Source organism: Leptolyngbya sp. Cla-17, assembly GCF_016807185.1.
In the GTDB taxonomy this organism is placed as follows: domain Bacteria; phylum Cyanobacteriota; class Cyanobacteriia; order Leptolyngbyales; family Leptolyngbyaceae; genus ULC077BIN1.
The window spans coordinates 779,265-798,222 of sequence record NZ_JAEVYN010000002.1 but is presented as its reverse complement, the minus strand read 5'-3'; the positions used below and the strand labels follow the sequence as shown (position 1 = coordinate 798,222).

The window sequence follows — 18,958 nt, the reverse complement described above, 5'->3', positions numbered from 1 at the left end:
AGTTGAGGAGTCGGCAATGCGGATCGAATCACGTCATATCCTTGAACACAATCATGGAAATCTTATCACTAGCTCTTGGATTCATCTCCAGCATTTTCTCGGAAAGATGCTGTCGAATTGCAACAATCGCGGATAACAACAGCATAAATCATGATGATTGTTGTGCGATCGCCCACAATACCCTGTGATTTTAGCTTGAAGTTCGATAAAGTAGCGTACTGAATTACAGTAATTTGTGCAGGTCTGACTGCATATAAGATCATCACCATTGCATCTAATGCAACAATCTGCGATCGCAACCACTGAAAGAGGCACCCCATGGGTTTAAAAGAGCGTATCGGCGACGACATCAAATCAGCTATGAAAGCCCAAGACAAGATACGGCTAGAAACCGTTCGCAACATCAAAAAAGTGATTTTGGAAAAAGAGTCAGCTATTCGCCCATCGGGACAAGAAAGCCTCACAGAAGAGCAAGAAGTCGAGATTGTGGTGCAGCTTGCCAAACAGCGTCGAGATTCGATCGCCCAATACCAGCAAGCAGGACGTACTGAACTTGCAAATCAAGAGGCTCAGGAATTGACCATTTTGGAAGAGTATCTACCCAAACAACTCTCCGACGATGAAATTAGCCAAGTGATCGAAACTATTATTTCCCAAGTTGGGGCAACCTCTGCTAAAGATATGGGCAAAGCCATGGGAGCGGCCATGCAGCAACTCAAGGGTAAAGCCGATGGCAAAAAAGTCCAAGAAATGGTGAAAGCTAAACTAGGGAGTTAGGTTCAGAGTTCAGGATTTGGGGTTCGGAGTTCGGGGTTCGGGGTTCAGATGATTCCCTACCTAAGCACTTCTTACAATTCAAAATCCGCAACCCTAACTCAAAACTTTACTCCGCACTCCGTACTCCAAACTCCGCACTCCGTAACTCATCCACTCCAAACTCCGCACTTCGTAACTCATCCACTCCTATGCGCCCGTCTCTGCCCGTTGGAACCATTTTGCAAAATCGCTACCGCATTCTCAGTATTCTGGGTCAAGGTGGTTTTGGTCGCACCTATTTAGCAGAAGATCAGGGACGATTTAACGAACATTGCGCTCTGAAGGAATTGACTCCCGCCCAAGGCGGAGACTATGCGTTGGACAAGTCTAAGGAGTTGTTTCAGCGAGAAGCTCAGATCTTGTATCAGATTCAGCATCCTCAAATTCCTCAATTTCGAGCGACGTTCGAGCAAGATCAACGCCTGTTCTTGGTGCAGGATTATGTGGAAGGACAGACTTATCGAGCGTTGCTGGATCAGCGAAAATCCCAAGGGATTGCCTTTTCCGAAGGAGAAGTGGTGCAATTCATGCGGCAGTTGTTGCCGGTGATGGCCCATATTCACACCAAAGGTGTTATTCATCGCGATATTGCGCCTGATAACGTGATTTTGCGGCAGCAAGATAGCAAACCCGTTCTAATCGACTTTGGCGTGGTGAAGGAACTGGCAACTCGCTTTCAAACAATGACAACGGGTGTTGTGCAGGCAACTGCGGTAGGCAAACCGGGCTATGCCCCGATCGAGCAAATGCAAACAGGTAAAGCATATCCCAGTAGCGATCTCTATTCGCTAGCGGTGACGGCGGTAGTGCTGCTCAGTGGAAGAGAACCTCAAGAGTTGTTTGATGATTCCACAATGACCTGGTATTGGCAGCGCTGGGTGACGGTGAATCCGGGGTTTGCCCAAGTACTGAATCGAATGTTGAGCTACCGTCCCGGCGATCGCTATCAATCGGTCAGCGAAGTCGTTCAGGCATTACAGGCGGCATTCAATCCTGTGGCTCCAGTGCAACAGCCATTGGTGCAAGTGCCCATGCAGCCACCACCTCCGGCACCACCACAAGCAGTTTATCCCGCTGAAGCGCCTGTCTCCCTAACGTCTCAACCACCGCCAGCCCAGTCTCACATGCGGACAATGGCAGTGGGACAGCGACAACAGCCCGAATCGATGCCAGATCCGCGACGATCTCAGCCCATCATCGAAGAACCACGTAGTTCATTATGGGATGACCCATTGGCAATAATTGCCCTGGGTATTGGACTAGTAGTGCTAACGGGTTTAGGCTCCTGGCTCATTATGCAAACTATTCTCAAAAATCAAGATTCGTCTAACCCTCTACCCACGCCCATAGTGACCCCGACTTTTACCCCTACACCCACCATTACCCCCACGCTCATCCCTACGCCCACGCCCATAGTGACCCCGACTCCACAACTGCCCGACCCGGTGAACTATACGAAACGGCTCACCATCGATCCAGATACAACCGTGACGCAGCAGGGCGTACTGAAGAGCAACGAAACCATTACTTACATTGTTTCTGGCTCCCAAGATCAAACCCTGGAAACAGTCATCAGCGGAGAAGGCGTGTTGATGAGCATTATTGGACCCGACGGTAGAGTTGTGGACAGTCGCGCCCAACGTGTGTCTTATTGGCAAGGCTCATTGCCCTTTAATGGCGATTACTTTGTTGAACTCAGCCCAGTCAAAGGGGTCAATAACGGTCGATATGACTTAAATGTCACCCTGAGGAGTGCATCTCGACCCGATCCGGTGCCGACTCCGACTCCGACTCCGACTCCCTCCCCTTCGCCGAATCCTGAACCCAGAATCAATGAAATTCCAGTCGAGTTTCCACCGGGCGATACGTCTCAATCGTTTAGCGATCGCACCAGACGCAATGTCATCAACCGCTATGTAACATCCGCACCACAGGGTTCTCAATTGACAGCCCAGATGTATGGAGGAACAACGCTGCGAGTTTATAATTCAGCAGGTCAAGTTGTCAGTTCGGATGGAGCGACCTATTGGCAAGCAATCATTGATTACGATGGACAGTACAAACCTGGGGTGTATCGTATCGATGCATTGGGAGCAAAAGGAGAGAATTACACGTTAGATTTAAGCCTTGTGAATCGCTAAAGGAGCGCACAGTGAACGCCTTACTAGTTGCCGGGACGGATACAGATGTGGGGAAAACCATCGTCATGAGTGCCCTGGCTGCCTACTGGCAAACCTATTGGTCAAAACAACGGCTAGGAATTTTGAAGCCGATTCAGTCTGGAGAGGGCGACTGCGAACGGTATAGCAAACTGTTTGGGTTAGATCCGGCGGAAGTTACTCCTGTTAGACTTCAATCTCCCTTAGCTCCTCCCATTGCCGCTGAACGAGAAGGCAGTAAAGTTGCGGTGGAACGGGCATGGCAAGCCTTTGGGCAATTACGCCATAGTCGAGATTTTGTTTTGGTAGAGGGTTTAGGCGGGCTGGGTTCTCCCGTGACTCGCGAAACCACCGTGGCCGATCTAGCCTGGGACTGGCGCTTACCGACAGTACTGGTAGTGCCTGTAAAATTGGGGGCGATCGGGCAAGCGGTTGCCAATGTCGCTTTAGCGCGTCAATCGCGAATTCACCTAAAGGGTATTATCCTTAACTGTGCGCATCCCCAATCTGAGCAAAAAATTGCAGACTTCGCTCCAGCGAAATTGATCGAGTCATTGACTAATATTCCGGTGTTGGGCACTTTACCGCATATCTCAGACTTGATGAATGTTGCTCAGTTGGCTCAAGCAGCCTCTCAGCTTGATTTAGAGCGGCTGTTTCCGGGCAATCTTTGGATGTTTTCTGATCAAGCGGCAGGATAAGCATTATGCCTGGGATGGCGTAGTTTCTGCTGGTTTGGAAACGCCCATCCGAATCTCTGAGCAAAATGAGGCCATACTGAATCCACCCGATCGCTTCAAAACGCTGGTGCGTAAGCGCAAGTTAGGGCTAGCAAACCACAATCGCTCTTCGGCATACATGGTTTCGTCTTCTGTAATCAGGGTTAATGCTTCGTCGCTGCCCACCACGTAACGCCCTGCAACAGGGGATTTTTCAGAGGCACTCAATTCACGCAACAGCTTGCCCTCATTTTGCTTTTGGGGATCGGCAACAGGGACTAGCATCGTTGATCCTGCATATTTTTTTCCACCCTGTTCCATCGATCCGCTCCAAGTAGCCCGTGCGCCACAAAGTGCCAATGCAGGGTCAATGCTGTATTGCTTGCAGAGTTGCGCAACCTCTGGATCTGCCTTGTCAACCATTTCAATTACCAGGTCAGATTTTCCTGCTTCTGACTGCTCGACATTAAAATGATGACTTGTTCGCTGAGAGAACCATTTACCACTACTCAGTTCAAAAAACTCGACTATATTCATTGCTTACAACAATCCCGCAATCTGCATCCTCAGTCATTCCAATTATTGCAAGTTTCTGGAACACTGACATCTACTAGAAATTGAAATTCGTTACGTTAGCCGTGCTTTGCCCTTGGGCAACCTAAGCCATGCTCACTTGAAATATGATTGCTGTGCGCACTGAGCAGCTATTGATAGGTACCTCACTATAAGTTGAAGGTTGGTTTAGGTTTCTGACTGACTATGAATGATCAGATGCAAATTCGAGAATTAGAGCAGGAAAATTTGGCTCTCCGCAAGCAACTAGAGCAGGCTGAAGGGGCCCGCTCGCAGTTAGATAGCCTGATAAAAAAACGCACCGCAGAGCTAAATCGGGTAGTTAGCCAGTTGGAACAGGAAATCTGCGATCGCAAACAGTCAGAGGAACAACTGCGTCATTCCCAACAAAAACTCTCGTTACTCTTTCAACAAACGCCCTTAGCCATTATTGAATGGAATACGGATCAGGAAGTCCAGGAATGGAACCCTGCCGCCGAACGCATTTTTGGGTATCAACGTCAGGAGGCGATCGGTCTTTCCTTTGGCTTTTTGGTGCCTGAAACGATTAGAAAAGATGTTAGTCAAATTTTGGCTGCAATTAATCAGCAGCAATTTCATCACTCTATTAATGAAAACCTGACCAAAGATGGCAAAACGATTATTTGCGAGTGGTATAATGTGCCGCTGATTGCATCAGATGGACAAACGGTTGGCACAGCATCCGTAGCACTAGATATTTCTGACCGTAAGCAAACCGAAGCCAAGCTAAAAGAGCGAGAAGAATTCCTGCGCAGCATTTTTGATGGCGTGCAGCAAGAAATTTTTGTGGTGAATGTGACGGAAACCGAAGACTTGCAGTTTGGCGGGTGGAACTGGTATTCCGACAAAATGATTGGAATGAAAAGCGCTGATGCGGTTGGCAAAACTCCAGAAGAAGTATTTGGTATGCAGGTAGGAAGCGAGGTGCGACAGCGGTTTTCACAGTGCTTAAAGGTGCGAAGGAAAGTTACCTATGAGGAACATTTAACGCTTGAGAATCAATCAGTATGGTTGTTAACAACCCTTAACCCACAATTTGACGAAGCAGGTAAGCTTTATAAAATTGTGGGGACAGCGCTGGATATTGGCGATCGCAAACAGGCAGAAGCCAAGCTAGAAAAGCAAGAGCAATTCCTTCGCAGCATTTTTGACGGTATTCAAGAGCAAATCTTCGTAATTGACGTACTTCCAATGGGAGAGTTTCACTATGCAGGCTGGAACTGGTTTGCAGAAGTAGTCACTAATGTCACCAGTTCCCAAGCCATGGGCAAAACGCCAGAAGAGGTATTTGGTGAAATCGACGCAATGGCAGTGCGCCAACGGTATAGGCAATGTGTAGAAGCGAACGGGACGGTGTCTTATGAAGAGTGCCTATTATTTCGTGACGAACCTCGGTGGTGGTTAACGACACTGAATCCACTGAAAGACCAAACTGGAAGGATCTATCGCATTGTTGGAACAGCGTTAGATATTAACGATCGCAAGCAGGCTGAAGCGTTGCTCCATGAGAAAAACCGTGACTTAGAGCAAACCTTAGCTGAGTTGCAGCAGGCTCAAACCCAACTAATACAGAGTGAAAAAATGTCCAGTTTGGGGCAATTGGTTGCAGGCGTTGCTCACGAAATTAATAATCCAGTTAACTTTATTCACGGCAATCTCAGTCATGCCCATGACTACACTCAGGATCTAATCGGCTTGGTGAAACTGTATCAAACTCATGTGCCCAATCCACCTTCCATCGTTCAAGCTGCAATGAACACCATTGACCTAGACTTTTTGAAGGAAGATTTGCCCAAAGTTCTCAGCTCGATGAGGCTCGGCTCGGAACGAATTCGAGAAATTGTGCTGTCGCTCCGTAGCTTCTCGCGACTAGATGAAGCTGAATTTAAAGCGGTGGATATTCACGAAGGCATTGATAGCACACTAATGATTTTGCAAAGTCGTCTGAAAGCAAAATCCAACAGTCCTAGCATTCAAATTCTCAAAGATTACGGCACGTTGCCTTTAGTCGATTGCTATCCCGGTCAGCTTAACCAGGTGTTGATGAATATTCTCAGCAATGCGATCGATGCCTTAGAAGAGAGTTTTCAACTACCCATATCAAATCCTAAGTTAACTTCTGAATTAAAAGATTCTGACCTCAACATTAAAACTCAAAATATCTCCTGCGGAAATGCTGCGCAAACAAAACTTAGGGTATTTCCTACGGAAACGCTGAGTACACAGCCCATACGCGAACGCGAACAAAACTCCTCCGCCTTGCCCCTTATTAGGATTCGCACCCGCGTCTCCTCAGATCGCATCGCAATTCAGATTGCTGATAATGGCTCTGGAATGAATGAGGAGGTGCGATCGCGCTTGTTTGATCCTTTTTTCACCACGAAAACAGTGGGCAAAGGAACTGGATTAGGACTTTCTATTAGCTACCAAATCGTGACGGAAAAACACAAAGGTCGGCTCGTTTGCCAATCTGCGCCAGGGAAAGGAGCCAAATTCATTATCGAGATTCCCATTCATCAAACCAGCAACAAGGGATAATCAAAGTTAGCTATGTCTAAAGATGAGCTAATCCAACTGCTTGTCCAAGCTTGCACAATGGAAGTAGCAATTCTGCAAAGTCTTGAAGTCAAACCAATTGATATTCAAACAAGACAGAGGATTTTCTGAAAGTACTTACAGGCATTTGTTTCAGAACTAAGGACTCAAAATTGCATCATCATATAGGAGAGCGCTTGGTGAAACATCATTTAGTTTGGTTAACCGCGATTTATAAAACGATTCCTATGGGAATCGCCACCATTGCCTGGTTAATACCCGCTATAACAAGTCAGCTCAGTGCCTCCGCTCAGGATGAGTCCTGCTATATGGTGAACTCTGCCGGACGGCGCATTAACCTTGGAAAACTGTGTGGCGTAGGCAAACCCAAGCCCAATGCTAGTTCCACCAAAGATCTTTACTCGGTTCCCATTAAACGCCGTGATGGTGGCACTCCGGTGATTGATGTCACTTTTAATGGCAGCCAGAAGTTTGAAATGCTGCTAGATACGGGAGCCAGCGGCACTTTGATTACCCGCTCTATGGCACGCGCCTTGCAAATTCCAATTGTTGGTGCAGGACAGTTCACCATGGCAGATGGCAGAACTATTGTCATGCCCTTAGGTCGGCTCAATTCTATGTCAATTGAAGGGGCGCAGGTGAATAATGTGAATGTGGCGATCGCCAGCGATGCTAGCGATGGTTTACTGGGTCACGATTTTCTGGGGAACTACGACATTAAAATTAAGCGCGATGTCATAGAGTTCTACCCTCGATAGTATGGAGCAGCGCATTTTAGGGATCGATCCAGGATTGGCGACCTTAGGCTTTGGTGCAATCCAGTGTTCGACTCCGGATGTGGACAACCCTTGTGCCGCTGAGCAAGTGATTATATTGGATTTTGGCGTCATTCAAACTCCAGCGGGAACCGACATGGGCGATCGCCTCCAGATGATTTATGACGATTTGCATACTGTGTTAAGTCAGGTGCAACCCGATCTGATTTCCCTTGAAAAACTGTTCTTTTACCGCATGGGAAATACAATCGCCATTGCGCAAGCCCGTGGCGTGATCATGCTAGTTCTCGCACAACACAAAATGCCATTAGTCGAGTTTACTCCCGCCCAAATTAAGCAAGCCCTGACCGGCTATGGCAACGCAGAGAAATATCAGGTACAAGAAGCTGTTGCCCGCGAACTCAATTTAGAAAAAATTCCAAAGCCAGATGATGCAGCAGATGCCCTTGCTGTCGCTCTCACCGCCTGGTATCAAAACTAATTCCAATTCACATTAATGAACATGCATACACGCTAATGCCAGTGCCACCTGCTGCGCGGATAAATGCAATAAGACAAGTTCATCTTCTCGCAGCGTGCAAGGGTGTTTCCACTGCACCGAGAGAACTGCATTCACTTTGTTACGGTAGACGGCAGGTACAATTAAATGAGCCTGAATGCCAGAAGCGGCGTAATGTTCAGCCGCAGCCAGATTGCTATCAGCGGGAATATTGAGGGCAACTTGCATCTTTTGGCTGGAGATCGCCTCTTTTGCTAAAACATCCTTGTCTAACCAATTTTCTAAGCGATCGCCGTCGCCCGTATACATGCCGCTCAGAGTAGCTAAGGCTCCATCCTGCACCAATTGCAAAATGCAACCGTCGGCATGAAATGTTTTGCCAAAAGCATCAGCAATGGGGGACAAGCAAGAGTCTAAATCGGCAGCGTCCTGAGCGGTGCGAACAATTGCTGAAAGCAAAGCCATTTGCGATTGCGATCGCTGTAATTCTTCCGTGCGCTGCTTTAGCAATTCATAGGTTTCGGCAGCTCGTTGCACCACTGCTTTCAACTCATCCGGGTTCCAAGGCTTAGTGATGTACTTGTAAACCTGTCCGGAGTTAATCGCTTCCACCAAATCTTCGACATCAGTGAAGCCTGTTAGAATGATCCGCATTGTATCGGGAAACTGAGGCACCGTGCGGCTCAAGAACTCAGTTCCTTTCATTTCGGGCATGCGCTGATCCGAAATAATGACTGCAACCTCGCCTTCCGCTTCTAGCACTTGTAAAGCCTGAATGCCACTTTCTGCCTTCAGCACTGTAAAGTCTCTGCGAAAGGTGCGGTAGAGCAGATCCAGATTATCTGGCTCGTCATCGACCACTAGCATTTTTGCCTTCTTCGGTCGCTCTACGCTCATCAACTGGCGACTGATTGTATCTAACTCAGGAATGGTATAAGTCATAGGTCTAACAATTCTCCAGCAAAACCAAAAGGCAGCATTCACCAAGGGGGCAAGTGAAGCATAGTCTTAGTGTTACCAAATTGCATCCGTTTGTAACGTAAGCGCAAGTGAAATCTAAAAGCTAGTGTGGTTGGTAAATCTACTGTTAGGGATGTAGTGATTCAGGAGATGGAGTTGAAACGACAAGTTGAGCGTCGTAAGCTGAAAAATCGTATACAGGCTGATGAGTCATTTGGGTTAAGTAGCCAACATAATTATTCATCAAAAAATAAACCACAACCAGAGCAGCCGCAGAAAACGCGACGAGGGTGCCTGCCAACATTAACGAAAACTCTTGGCGATCGAGCGCTTCTTGCATCAGATGCAAGGACCAAGCGACTAGCGCGATCGCAATAATAAGAAGAATAATTAGCATATGTTACACATCGTAACAGCTACTCAGGAAATGGCATAGGCGATTCGTGAAACGTTAGCGCAGCTTTCCACAAAACGTCCTATGGGAATCGCATAGGGATATTGCGTTCAATCAAAAAGGACTTAATTTGTTCGACGCTAAGCTGCCCATAGTGCAACAGAGAAGCCAGTAAAGCGGCCTCGGCTTTACCTTCAGTGAGTGCTTCAAAAATATGTTGGCAGTTACCTGCTCCACCAGAGGCAATTACCGGAATTTCTACCTGCTCTGCAATAGCACGAGTTAGCTCTAAGTCATAGCCAGCCTGGGTTCCATCCGCATCCATGCTGGTCACCAACAGTTCACCTGCGCCCCGTTTTGCCAGTTCCACAGCCCACGAGATCGCATCTAAACCAGTGTTTTCCCGTCCGCCTCTGATGAACACATCCCAGCCGGGATGGGTGGAATCGGTGCGTCGTCGGGCATCAATCGCGACCACAATGCACTGATTACCAAAGCGATCGCTCGCACGGTTAATCAAGCTAGGGTCTCGCACGGCAGCAGAGTTGATGCTGACTTTATCAGCACCCGCTCTTAACAATTGTTTAATGGTTTCTAAGGATTGGATGCCGCCACCCACCGTTAGCGGAATGAAAACTTGTTCGGCGGTGCGATAGACCACATCAAAAATGATGTTTCGGTCTTCGTGGGTTGCGGTAATATCCAAAAAAACTAGCTCATCGGCTCCTGCCTGATTGTAAAGCTGGGCAAGTTCTACCGGATCACCTGCATCCCGCAGATCTACAAAGTTAACCCCTTTAACCACACGTCCTGCTTTCACATCCAAACAGGGCAAAATTCGTTTTGCTAGCATGACCGCGCCCGTAGAAATAAAGTCCCCTGAATTTTAGCGGTAATTGGTGATTTGCCTGGCTAAATCAAACGCAAGACGCTGATAGACTGATGTTTGGTTTATCCTTCGGAGTCGGAGTCGAAATGGAAGTCGGTCAAAAAGTTCGTGTGCGTCGATTGCGCGATCGCGTCAATGGCGAAATTATTAATAAACTTGGTCAAATTGGTACGATTCAAGACCACAAGATGACAGATGGTAGCGGCGTTGGCTGGTTGGTTCGATTTGATGATAAGTTTTCTACCTGGTTTTTTGAAGATGAAATTGAGCTAGCCTAGTGGTTGCTTTATCTTTTGTGAGCTAAAGAATCGATGGCTTTGATCTTGACGTTTTTAGGGAAGGGTGGCGTAGGGCGGACGACGATCGCGATCGCGGCGGCTAAGCGTCTGGCAGGGCAAGGCAAGCGAGTATTGTTTGCGACCCAAGATGCCGGACCTGCCGCTGGACTGTTAATCGGTTCAGCTTTAGACGCAGAGGCATCGACGCTGGAACCCAATTTAGACGCAGTGCAGCTTCAGGCAGCGGCTTTGCTGGAACGCAGTTGGGAAGAAATCAAAAAGCTGGAAGCTCAATACCTGCGAACTCCATTCTTTAAAGAAGTCTACGGACAGGAACTTAGCGTCTTGCCAGGAATGGATGGGGCCTTGATGCTCAATGCCATCCGCGAATATGATGCCAGTGGCAAATACGACGTGATTGTGTTTGATGGCGCGGGTGATCAAGCAACTTTACGCTTGTTAGGAATGCCCGAAAGCTTAAGTTGGTATACACGGCGCTTCCGGCAAGTGTTTGCCAATTCTGATCTGGGTCGCACAGTGTCGCCCTTTTTGCAGCCGATCGCCGCTGCCGTATTAAATGTCAGTTGGTCCGGAGATTTATTTGATCAACCTGCGACGCAGCAAATGAATAATTTGTTTGACCAGGGAACAGCCGCTTTAGCTGATCCTAACCGCGTTGCGGCATATTTAGTCACTACGCCCGATGAGGCTGCTGTTGTCACTGCAAAGTATCTCTGGGGTGCTGCCCAGCAAGCGGGAGTGACCGTGGGCGGGGTAATTGTGAACCGAGCCGAAGATAGCAGCGCGATTTTAGCCCAGTTTGAGCCACTGCCCGTCACTTCCGTTTCTGACCAACCTATTCAAAGCTGGCAGCCTTTAATTGAGGCCTTGCCTGATTTTGATCAGGCAACCCAAGCTCCGCGCCCCATTGCCGTAAATGTCGCAGAACGTAAAGTGAGTCTATTCCTGCCGGGATTTGATCGCAAGCAGGTTAAGCTAACCCAGTACGGTCCTGAAATCACAATCGAAGCAGGTGATCAGCGTCGCAATATATTTTTGCCACCCGAACTCAGCGGCAAGCCCGTCGTCGGTGCTAAGTTTCAGGATGGCTTCTTAATTATTTCGTTTTAGCCAGTCTTTACTTCTCGTTCAATTTCTAGTGCAACCTAGCAAAACCTAAATCAGTATGGCTGACTCGAATCCATCCCCATCCCCTATAGATCCTTCGATTCCTGTTGTTGAGAGTGAAACTAATTTGAGCGGCGATTCCGGTACGGATCGTTCTACGAATCGCACCAGCAAAGCCCGTCAGCTTTTGGGCATGAAAGGCGCGCAGGCGGGAGAAACCTCAATTTGGAAGATCCGTTTACAGCTGATGAAACCCATCACCTGGATTCCCTTAATTTGGGGCGTGGTTTGTGGAGCGGCTTCTTCGGGTAATTACTACTGGTCACTAGAAAATGTCTTGATTGCTGCCGCCTGTATGCTGATGTCGGGTCCGCTGTTGGCTGGCTATACCCAAACCATGAACGATTTCTACGATCGCGACATCGATGCGATTAATGAACCCTACCGCCCCATTCCCTCCGGTGCGATTTCCATTCCTCAAGTAGTCACCCAAATCTTGGTTCTGTTAGCAGCCGGGATTGGGGTTGCCTATGCCCTCGATTTGTGGGCAGGACATACCTTCCCAATCATGACAGTGCTGGCACTGGGAGGCTCTTTTTTGTCCTACATCTACTCTGCACCACCGCTCAAGCTGAAAAAAAATGGCTGGTTGGGCAACTATGCTTTGGGTGCCAGCTATATTGCGCTGCCGTGGTGGGCGGGACAAGCACTGTTTGGGCAACTGACCCCAACAATTATGGTTCTAACCTTGTTTTATAGTTTGGCAGGGTTGGGAATTGCAGTCGTCAATGACTTTAAAAGCGTGGAGGGCGATCGCCAGCTGGGGTTAAAATCACTGCCCGTCATGTTTGGCATTGACACCGCCGCCTGGATTTGTGTATTGATGATTGATCTCTTTCAGGCAGGTATTGCCGCCTACCTGATTTATATTCATCAAAATTTATATGCTGCTATTTTGCTGTTGCTGATTATTCCCCAAATCACATTCCAGGATATGTACTTTCTCCGCAATCCTTTGGAAAATGATGTTAAATATCAAGCAAGCGCTCAGCCGTTTCTTGTTTTAGGAATGCTGGTTGCTGCACTTGCCCTGGGTCATTCAATTAATGGATAGATGCTTAATTTTTGCTATCATCAAGTCCGTTGAATAAACGATATTCGAACAGCCGTTCCGTGGTGGTGAGGTTTTAGTGGGCAATTTCATCTCAAAGCTGAAAAGCTTGTCGGATAAGAGCGGCAACACTCAAGCGCAAAAAAGCGACGTTTCAACGGATGGCGTGCCGCCCACCAATGGTGCTCAGCAGGATGATGAGCTTAAATCGGCTCCACCTCCTGCAAACCGTTCACCTTTACAAAAACTCTCATCAACTCTCAGACTGCCGCAGATAGCTGATAGAGCAGCAGCAGTCGCCAATCTTTCCTACAAAGGTCGTTCAATTTACCGCTACAAACGCCTTTGGTTAGCTCTTTTTGGGTTGGCGGCTGGCGGCGGCTTTGCATGGGGCTATTGGTCTTTAGACCGCACTTTACCCAGTACGGCTGATATTCCAAAGTTTGTACGGCGTGGCACTTTGACAATTAAAGCGGCGGATGGCACTATCTTGCAGCAAAGAGGACCCGCAACCCGCGACAAGCTAGCTTATAAAAAACTTCCTGAAAAGCTGGTGCAAGCGTTTGTGGCATCAGAAGATCACCGCTTTTATCAGCACAGCGGCATTGATTTTCAGTCGATTGGACGGGCGATCGCCAAAAATGTGGTGGCACGAGACGTGGTAGAAGGTGCTAGCACCATTACTCAGCAGTTAGCTCGTATTGTTTACTTAAACCAAGAGCAGAGTCTCAAGCGCAAAGTGCAAGAAGCCATGATGGCTCAAAAAATCAACCGGGAATTATCTAAAGAAATGATCCTGGAGCGCTATCTAAACCTGGTTTACTTAGGCTCAGGTGCCTATGGCGTGGGAGATGCTGCCTGGGTGTTTTTTGGCAAGTCGGTCAATCAATTAACCCTGTCCGAAACTGCCACGATCGCCGGATTGCCTCCTGCGCCCAGTGCATACTCGCCTCTAGTCGATCTGCAAGCAGCCCAAGTGCGCCGCGACATTGTGCTAGCCCGCATGGTACAAGCTGGCTATATTAGCGAAGCCGAAGCAAGTGCCGCTAAAGCAGAAAAGTTAAAAATTAAACCCAGCACGCCGAAAAAGATTTACAGCGATACGCCCTACTTCACAACCTATGTTCAGCAGCAGTTGCCCAAGTATGTATCCAAAGAGGTTTTGGAGGAAGGGGGCTTAACAGTAGATACGACCCTCAATCCGAAGTGGCAAAAGAAAGCCGATAGCGTGATCCTGGGCGCAATTAGAAACATTGGTCCTTACGAAGGATTTGGACAGGCGGCCATGGTGGTGATCGATCCTAAAACAGGAGAAATCCGAGCGATGGTTGGCGGCGATGATTATAAAAAGAGTCAATTTAATCGAGCGACTCAGGCTCAACGTCAGCCCGGTTCTTCTTTTAAGACCATTGTTTACACGACTGCTTTAGCCGCAGGTTTTTCGCCGTATGACGGCTACTTAGATGCCACCTACATGGTGGATGGATATAAACCTAAAAACGCCAATCGTAAATACTCTGGTTGGATGTCGATGCGGGATGCGATCGCTCAATCAGTCAACGTCATTGCAGTTAAAGTGCTGATCGATGTTGGATTTGAACCCACTATCAAAATGGCAAAGGCAATGGGGATTAAATCCAAGCTGTTGCCTGCCTATTCCTTAGCGTTAGGCTCCTCAGAAGTGAACTTGCTAGAAATGACTAATGCTTATGCAACTTTAGCGAACAAAGGAAAATTTATTGAAGCTCACGCTATCCGACGTATTTTTGATCGCAAAGGTCGAGTCATTTATGATGCCAAATTTAAGGCTAAACAAGCCGTTGACATCGGCAGCGTGGCCATCATCACCTGGATGCTACGAGGCGTAATCAGCAGTGGCACCGGGCAACCTGCCGCGCTAGACCGCCCAGTTGCCGGAAAAACCGGAACTTCTGAAAACGCTCGGGATCTCTGGTTCATTGGATATATTCCCCAGTTGGTTGCAGGAGTTTGGTTGGGCAATGACGATAACCAGCCCACAGGAAGCGCAAGTGCTACAGCCGCAGAACTTTGGCACAACTTTATGGTGTCTGCAACGAAAGGAATGAAGGTTGAGAAGTTTCCAGAGTTGCCAACCATAGACGGCAGAAAAGGCACCATCAAAGCGAAGCCTGTTCAAACCAACTCAACAAGCTCAGGTTTTTACGATCCAGAAGATACCTCTGGTAGCTCATCCGGTTACGATGGCTCCAACCCCAACAGCTCTGGCTCTGGTGGCTCATCGGATTCCTATAATTCAGGGTCCTATTCTAACGACAATTCTGGGTCTTCCCAATACTATGAACCTGAGCCTTCTGCCCCAAGCTATCAGGCTCCCGCTGCTGCTCCTGCTCCCGCACCACCTGTAAATGAGGCTCCAGCACCGCCTCCGGTTGTAGAGCCTGCTCCAGAACCGGCAGAGCCAGAGCCGCCACCACCGCCAGCCACCGCTCCGGTTAATTAGACATTGCTACCGTAAATAGGCAACGGTCACACCTGCTCCACCATCTTCGCGGCTAGCAATTTCATAGTGATCGACTAAGGGATGCTGTTGTAAAAAGGCCTGAACTCCCTGACGCAATTTTCCAGTGCCGTGACCATGAATAATCCACAGAGTTGCTTGAGATCCAGAAAGCGCTTTGTCGATAGCAGGTTCAGCGTCGGCGACTCGACTCCCGCGAATATCAAGCGTGTTGTGAGACGTGCGAATCACAGGAGAAGGTTCGGGGTTCGGAGTAACTCCTTCGGAGACGCTACGCGAACGGGGTTCGGGCTTGTTTTTGCTGCCTTCTTGACCTTTCGCGGCGGCTTTCTGTTCCTGAATAGGTTTCTCGCCATCTAAGGATTCAATGTCAGCCAGAGAAACGGTCATCTTCATGAGACCGAAGCGAACGGCTAACTCGTTAGCATCGTTAGGAGCCGTCAGCACTTCAGCTGTTTGCCCTAAGCGCGGAATGCGGATGCGATCGCCCATTTTTGGCTGAAAACCTGCTTTCGGCTGAGGTTTTACTGGGCGGACAGGCAAATGCTGCTGACCCAGTTGATTGAGTGAATCAGTTGCTTGCTGGGCTGCTTGCGCTGTCGGTCCTTTTTGCAGATGACGAATCACTTGGGCGACCTCGCGTTTTGCCTCCGAGATCGCGGCTTGCACGGCTTGTTCTTGGGCAACTTGCAGCGATCGCTCCCGCTCTTGTAGTAATGCTGCCTTCTGAGAGACTTCTCCGTAGAGCCGCTCTGCCTGTTTCAACAATTGCTCGGCTTCCTGAGATTTCGTTTCCTGCCGCCGCCGTTGAGCTTCTAACCCGGCAATCACATCATTGATTTCTTGGGACGTTCCGCCTACATAGGTCTTTGCCTGCTCAATAATTTCGCTGCCCAATCCTAGCCGTTGGGCAATGGTCAACGCATTCGATCGCCCTGGAATTCCCCACAGCAAGCGATAGGTAGGCGACAGGGAGACATCATCAAACTCCACGGACGCATTTTCAAATCGCTCGTCTTGGTATTTGAGTGCCTTCAATTCCCCAAAGTGAGTTGTAGCGACCGTTAACGCCGCATGGTCTGCCAAATATTGAAGCAGCGCGATCGCCAACGCACTGCCCTCAGACGGATCGGTTCCAGCACCCACCTCATCCAGTAAGACCAGAGAGAGTGGCGAGTGGCGTTCGCGTATCTCCGTAGAGGATATGGCGAGTGGCGAGTGAAGTTGATTAGACTCTTGTTCCTCTGCCCCGGCTTCTTGCCCCTTGACCTCTGTCTCTTCTTTCAATGCTGCCAAAATGCGACTGATGCGTCGAATGTGACCGGAAAAGGTTGAAAGGCTTTGCTGCAAAGATTGTTCATCGCCAATATCTGCCAGAATTTGATCAAACCAGGGAAGCTCCACGGGTTCACGGGCAGGCACAAACAGTCCAACTTTTGCCATCAGCATTGCCATGCCAATAGTTTTTAAGGTCACGGTTTTGCCACCTGTATTCGGTCCTGTAATGGCAATCACTCGTAGATGAGGCTGCATCACTAAATCAATGGGCACTACGGGATTGCCTTGCTCGTGTTGCTGCTGCCAAATCAGCAAAGGATGACGGAGATTGCGAAGGGTAATAGATTCGGAGGTCGCAATAAATCGGGGTGGATTGGCACCCAGCCATAGGCTATAACGGGCACGAGCGGAAGCCAAATCCAGGGTTGTAGCGATCGCCAATAATCGTTCCAAATCTGGCTTCACAGCAGCAACTTTTTCGGTCAGCGATCGCCGAATGGCTTCTTCTTCGGTTTCTTCTTGGCGATGAAGCTGGCGCAATTGGTTATTTAAATTCACCGTTTGGTGCGGCTCAATGTAGAGGGTCGCGCCACTGGTAGAAGCATCATGCACAATCCCAGGAATGGCATCTTTTTGAGGCGCTTTGACGGGGATGACAAAGCGTCCACCTCGTTGGGTAATGACCGATTCCTGAATCGCGCCCGCTTTGCGCTGCAAAAGATTGTGCAGCATACTATAAACGCGATCGCGCACCTGACGGAGTTGCTCTCGAATTCCTGCTAACTTCTGGCTTGCCCGATCCATTACCTCCCCGTGATCATCAATGCAATGATGAATGTCTTGCTCGATTTCGGGATAGGTTCGCAAATCTTGCACCAGTGCATTTAAGACCGCAAGTTCGGGATAGTGATCAATCACCCGACGCAAGTTTCGCGCCCCGGAAAGAGTTGTGGCGATCGTCAGCAGTTCTTTACCCGCCAAACTTCCTTGCAGGGCTGCTCGTTCTAACGCATCCCCAATATCCCCAATTCCTTCAAAATTGAGTCCACTGCTGCGGCTTTCTAGGTCATAGACTTCGCGCGTTTGTGCCTGTAACGTCAGCGCTTCTTCTAAACGAGTCGGAATCTTTAACTGTCGTGCCACGATCGCGCCCAGTTTTGTAGCAGCAAACGTTGAAAGGTGCTGACAAAGCCGCGACCATTCCAACAACTCAAGCGTCTCTGTTTGAATCAATTTCCCAGGATGTGGAGTGCTTCTCTATTGTAAAGCGGTAAAGCGGTGGAGGGGAGCCAGAAAGGACGTTTCTTGAACGCCTATTTCACGGCGATCGCAAGTAGCTACTTCAACAAAAATTTCACTAGGTAACATCAAAGGCATAATCGCATTGCACTTAGAAAGTGTATTCTGCCGTTCATAAGATTAAGCTCAAAAACTTTCGGAAGTTTGCTTAATTACAAATTTTTCAAAATGAGGATTGCTAACCCGTGCAGGAAAGTTCTCAGTTAAAAAATGTGTGTGAAATCACGAGAGCAAACGGTTGTTAGCCTATGTGCTGCATATCGCTACCACTTTCAAAATGCCTCTTTACGTTTTCAAGACAAATCTCTTGAGCTTTTTGAAAGGGTCGTTTCACTATTAGGAGAAAGATACAATATGTAAAAAGATTGGGAGTATCAAACTTAAATTCCCACGTAATCTTTGTTCTTGCGTCTATAGCTTCGTATAACCACTGCCCCGATGCAGCACGTACCAGCCAGGAAAATGGGGGCTTAAAGCCTTTGACTAATTTATACTCCTGTATATCAGGTCGTTGCAGTGAGACGATAATTTCTTCAATAGATGAGCCATCACTGTTATCAACAATTCGTATGCTGCCTTCCTGTAAGGGCAGCCCATCCGTAGTTCTTGCGCTGACAATTGCAGGAATTGCTTTATAACCGATGAAAAACTTTGGCAGATTCTGGCAATCCGTTGATGCATCAAAAACGCTTTCAGCATCTGCATTTATGATGATTTGTGCATTAGTCTGAATCTCCATATCAGAACACTACCTAGAAAACACTGTAATCCAATATATCTGCAACTCATTGAATGAAACAGACTAACAGTCTATTACATGGAATTTTTTCATGTGGTATCGCTGCTGAGGAAAATCAAGTTAATGCACTGACTATCTTGCCGACTTAATGTGATTATTTTGCGTAAACGACAAATTATGAACTGGTGTTTTCCTCAGCCTAGCTTTGTGATCTAACTGCACTCAACTACGCTAATTTTATAGCGTGCCGCGATCGCTGGCAT

The 18,958-nt window shown here is 48.2% G+C and carries 17 protein-coding genes; 10 read left to right on the top strand and 7 right to left on the bottom strand.

Going from position 1 to position 18,958, the window contains the following annotated elements; all coding sequences use genetic code 11:
* Nucleotides 1-68: 68 nt before the first annotated feature.
* A complete protein-coding gene (locus JOY44_RS14865) occupies nucleotides 69-320 on the bottom strand; it encodes a hypothetical protein (RefSeq protein ID WP_171574436.1) in 252 nt (83 codons plus the stop codon).
* On the opposite strand from JOY44_RS14865, the gene JOY44_RS14860 reads away from it, so the two are divergent.
* The 3 genes from JOY44_RS14860 to bioD all read left to right on the top strand — a co-directional run bounded on the left by JOY44_RS14860 (nucleotide 319) and on the right by bioD (nucleotide 3,676).
* Entirely contained in the window at nucleotides 319-777 is a 459-nt protein-coding gene (locus tag JOY44_RS14860; protein ID WP_171574435.1) for a GatB/YqeY domain-containing protein, read from the top strand. The two genes, JOY44_RS14865 and JOY44_RS14860, sit on opposite strands and share 2 nt — an antisense overlap.
* Nucleotides 778-965: 188 nt before the next feature.
* Complete coding sequence (locus tag JOY44_RS14855; protein ID WP_171574434.1) at nucleotides 966-2,957, top strand: serine/threonine-protein kinase; 1,992 nt, start codon at nucleotides 966-968, stop codon at nucleotides 2,955-2,957.
* A gap of 11 nt (nucleotides 2,958-2,968) precedes the next feature.
* Nucleotides 2,969-3,676 carry a dethiobiotin synthase gene (gene bioD / locus JOY44_RS14850; RefSeq protein ID WP_171574433.1) on the top strand — a complete coding sequence of 236 codons (708 nt, stop codon included), beginning with the start codon at nucleotides 2,969-2,971 and terminating at the stop codon, nucleotides 3,674-3,676.
* Between the two features lie 3 nt (nucleotides 3,677-3,679).
* Here bioD and JOY44_RS14845 read toward each other — a convergent pair whose 3' ends face one another.
* Nucleotides 3,680-4,231, bottom strand: a complete 552-nt coding sequence (locus JOY44_RS14845) for a phycobiliprotein lyase (protein WP_171574432.1) — start codon at nucleotides 4,229-4,231, stop codon at nucleotides 3,680-3,682.
* A 222-nt stretch (nucleotides 4,232-4,453) separates the two neighbouring features.
* Here JOY44_RS14845 and JOY44_RS14840 point away from each other — a divergent pair, with 222 nt between their 5' ends.
* The 3 genes from JOY44_RS14840 to ruvC all read left to right on the top strand — a co-directional run bounded on the left by JOY44_RS14840 (nucleotide 4,454) and on the right by ruvC (nucleotide 8,101).
* The gene (locus JOY44_RS14840; protein ID WP_171574431.1) at nucleotides 4,454-6,826 is read left to right on the top strand and encodes a PAS domain S-box protein; all 2,373 of its coding nucleotides are present in this window, start codon (nucleotides 4,454-4,456) and stop codon (nucleotides 6,824-6,826) included.
* A gap of 197 nt (nucleotides 6,827-7,023) precedes the next feature.
* Nucleotides 7,024-7,602, top strand: coding sequence for a TIGR02281 family clan AA aspartic protease (locus JOY44_RS14835; RefSeq protein WP_197985411.1), 579 nt, complete (start codon nucleotides 7,024-7,026; stop codon nucleotides 7,600-7,602).
* Nucleotide 7,603: 1 nt separating this feature from the next.
* The gene (gene ruvC, locus JOY44_RS14830; protein WP_171574430.1) at nucleotides 7,604-8,101 is read left to right on the top strand and encodes a crossover junction endodeoxyribonuclease RuvC; all 498 of its coding nucleotides are present in this window, start codon (nucleotides 7,604-7,606) and stop codon (nucleotides 8,099-8,101) included.
* Between the two features lie 12 nt (nucleotides 8,102-8,113).
* Here the strand turns inward: ruvC and JOY44_RS14825 are convergent, their stop codons facing one another.
* The 3 genes from JOY44_RS14825 to hisF all read right to left on the bottom strand — a co-directional run bounded on the left by JOY44_RS14825 (nucleotide 8,114) and on the right by hisF (nucleotide 10,326).
* Nucleotides 8,114-9,061 carry a response regulator gene (locus JOY44_RS14825; RefSeq protein ID WP_171574429.1) on the bottom strand — a complete coding sequence of 316 codons (948 nt, stop codon included), beginning with the start codon at nucleotides 9,059-9,061 and terminating at the stop codon, nucleotides 8,114-8,116.
* A 145-nt stretch (nucleotides 9,062-9,206) separates the two neighbouring features.
* The gene (locus tag JOY44_RS14820; RefSeq protein ID WP_197985410.1) at nucleotides 9,207-9,476 is read right to left on the bottom strand and encodes a hypothetical protein; all 270 of its coding nucleotides are present in this window, start codon (nucleotides 9,474-9,476) and stop codon (nucleotides 9,207-9,209) included.
* Between the two features lie 79 nt (nucleotides 9,477-9,555).
* On the bottom strand, nucleotides 9,556-10,326 hold the full coding sequence (gene hisF, locus JOY44_RS14815) for an imidazole glycerol phosphate synthase subunit HisF (protein ID WP_171574428.1): 771 nt from the start codon (nucleotides 10,324-10,326) through the stop codon (nucleotides 9,556-9,558).
* 89 nt (nucleotides 10,327-10,415) lie between these two features.
* Here hisF and JOY44_RS14810 point away from each other — a divergent pair, with 89 nt between their 5' ends.
* From JOY44_RS14810 to JOY44_RS14795, 4 genes are all read left to right on the top strand, one after another.
* Complete coding sequence (locus JOY44_RS14810) at nucleotides 10,416-10,640, top strand: DUF2862 domain-containing protein (protein ID WP_197985409.1); 225 nt, start codon at nucleotides 10,416-10,418, stop codon at nucleotides 10,638-10,640.
* Nucleotides 10,641-10,673: 33 nt separating this feature from the next.
* A complete protein-coding gene (locus tag JOY44_RS14805; RefSeq protein WP_171574427.1) occupies nucleotides 10,674-11,771 on the top strand; it encodes an ArsA family ATPase in 1,098 nt (365 codons plus the stop codon).
* A 55-nt stretch (nucleotides 11,772-11,826) separates the two neighbouring features.
* Nucleotides 11,827-12,882: a chlorophyll synthase ChlG gene (gene chlG, locus JOY44_RS14800; protein ID WP_197985408.1), complete on the top strand. Its 1,056-nt coding sequence runs from the start codon at nucleotides 11,827-11,829 to the stop codon at nucleotides 12,880-12,882.
* A 76-nt stretch (nucleotides 12,883-12,958) separates the two neighbouring features.
* Nucleotides 12,959-15,361 (top strand): transglycosylase domain-containing protein, encoded by a 2,403-nt coding sequence (locus JOY44_RS14795; RefSeq protein WP_171574426.1) that lies wholly within the window; start codon nucleotides 12,959-12,961, stop codon nucleotides 15,359-15,361.
* A 6-nt stretch (nucleotides 15,362-15,367) separates the two neighbouring features.
* On the opposite strand, the gene JOY44_RS14790 is transcribed toward JOY44_RS14795, so the two are convergent.
* Both JOY44_RS14790 and JOY44_RS14785 read right to left on the bottom strand, forming a co-directional pair.
* On the bottom strand, nucleotides 15,368-17,890 hold the full coding sequence (locus JOY44_RS14790; RefSeq protein ID WP_171574425.1) for an endonuclease MutS2: 2,523 nt from the start codon (nucleotides 17,888-17,890) through the stop codon (nucleotides 15,368-15,370).
* Nucleotides 17,891-18,197: 307 nt separating this feature from the next.
* Nucleotides 18,198-18,695: an SRPBCC family protein gene (locus JOY44_RS14785; protein WP_171574424.1), complete on the bottom strand. Its 498-nt coding sequence runs from the start codon at nucleotides 18,693-18,695 to the stop codon at nucleotides 18,198-18,200.
* Between the last annotated feature and the right edge of the window lie 263 nt (nucleotides 18,696-18,958).